The sequence below is a fragment of the Mucilaginibacter gossypii genome (assembly GCF_900100945.1).
In the GTDB taxonomy this organism is placed as follows: domain Bacteria; phylum Bacteroidota; class Bacteroidia; order Sphingobacteriales; family Sphingobacteriaceae; genus Mucilaginibacter; species Mucilaginibacter gossypii.
In genome coordinates this window covers 1-1300 of record NZ_FNCG01000044.1, presented here as the reverse complement: position 1 = coordinate 1300, position 1300 = coordinate 1, and the positions used below count along the sequence as shown (strand labels likewise).

The following is a 1300-nucleotide window of genomic DNA, read 5'->3' as shown; positions in this document are numbered from 1 at the left end:
AGCCGATATACTTGCTGTTCAATAATCCATGGGCCATTTGTTTGAATATTTGCCCAACGGCCGGTTTACCCTTACTTTTACTTTTGTTCTTTTTCCCTGAACGGTCCTGGCCGGGAGATAAACCAAGCCAGCTTGTGAAATGTTTTTCACTTGGCCATCGGCTAAGATCCGAACCCACCTCTGTGTATAACTGTAACCAGTTGTAATCTGTAATACCCGGAAGTTTAGTTGCATCCTTACCATCAAATATTTTTAACAGATGATCTCCCAGGTTGTTGATATGAGGTTTGTTGTGACGGATCGCCTTGCGTTTTCCTTCGCTTATTCCCGGCGGCAGGTTCTTATCCCTGTTGATCCGTTGTAAAACACTATCAATCTGGCTGTCGCATTCCATTATCTGGCCTTGATAAAAACCATAAGCCTTATAGGCCTGACCTAATGAAAAAAGCCCTTGCGCTGTATAATGACCTTGCAGGGCTTTCAATAGCTCTTCCCCTTTATTCTCCCTGATCTTTTTATGGCAAAGTGAAAACAACTTATCAGGATCTCGCTCGCCTTGCAGTATCGCATCGATTAACGCCATCCCGCTTACTCCATGGACCTGGCTTAATACCTCCGGCAAACGGATATTCATTTCTATCAGGGCCTTCTGCATGTGTTGCACATGCATGGCCGCACTCCGAAGATGATCTTCACGAAGGCGCTGATAACTACGCAATTCTTTGATATGACCTTCGGATACATAACAGCGGTTCAGCAAGCCATAACTATGCAATTGCTGTATCCACTGACAATCTTTTACATCTGTTTTCCTGCCTGGTAACTGGCGGGTCTGTCTTCCGTCAACAAGCCACACATCCAATCCCCCATCTAAAAGAATATCGTAAAGTACATACCAGTATACTCCTGTGGCTTCCATTGCCACTGTACTTACCTTATGCTCCAATAAATAGTTCTTAAGTGATACCAGATCACTGGTGAAAGTCTCAAACGAACGAACCGGCTGGCCTTCAAGACCCACAAATACCTTGCGGGCTCCAATATCTATACCTGCCGCATGAAAATGCATCTTTTCCATACTTATAACGCTTTTTAAACCGTGCCCGAAGGAGTTTAAAGAAAAGACAGGCTACCCATCGGACAAATCACCCACACAAGGGATCGTACCATACCTTCAGACTCTTGCTTCGGAACCATACTCAGCAACAGGCAATAAGCACTATAACTCGGTCGGCCACACTGCACGGTTCAGCAAATCTATGTCATTTCACCTTCAGAGGCCACGGATTTAAACACTCAG

Annotated in this window: 1 protein-coding gene; it reads right to left on the bottom strand. The window is 44.8% G+C overall.

The annotated features are described in order from the left end of the window. The coding region (locus BLS28_RS30435; protein WP_091176635.1) for an IS110 family RNA-guided transposase at positions 1-1078 on the bottom strand (1078 nt) is incomplete at its 3' end. Between the last annotated feature and the right edge of the window lie 222 nt (positions 1079-1300).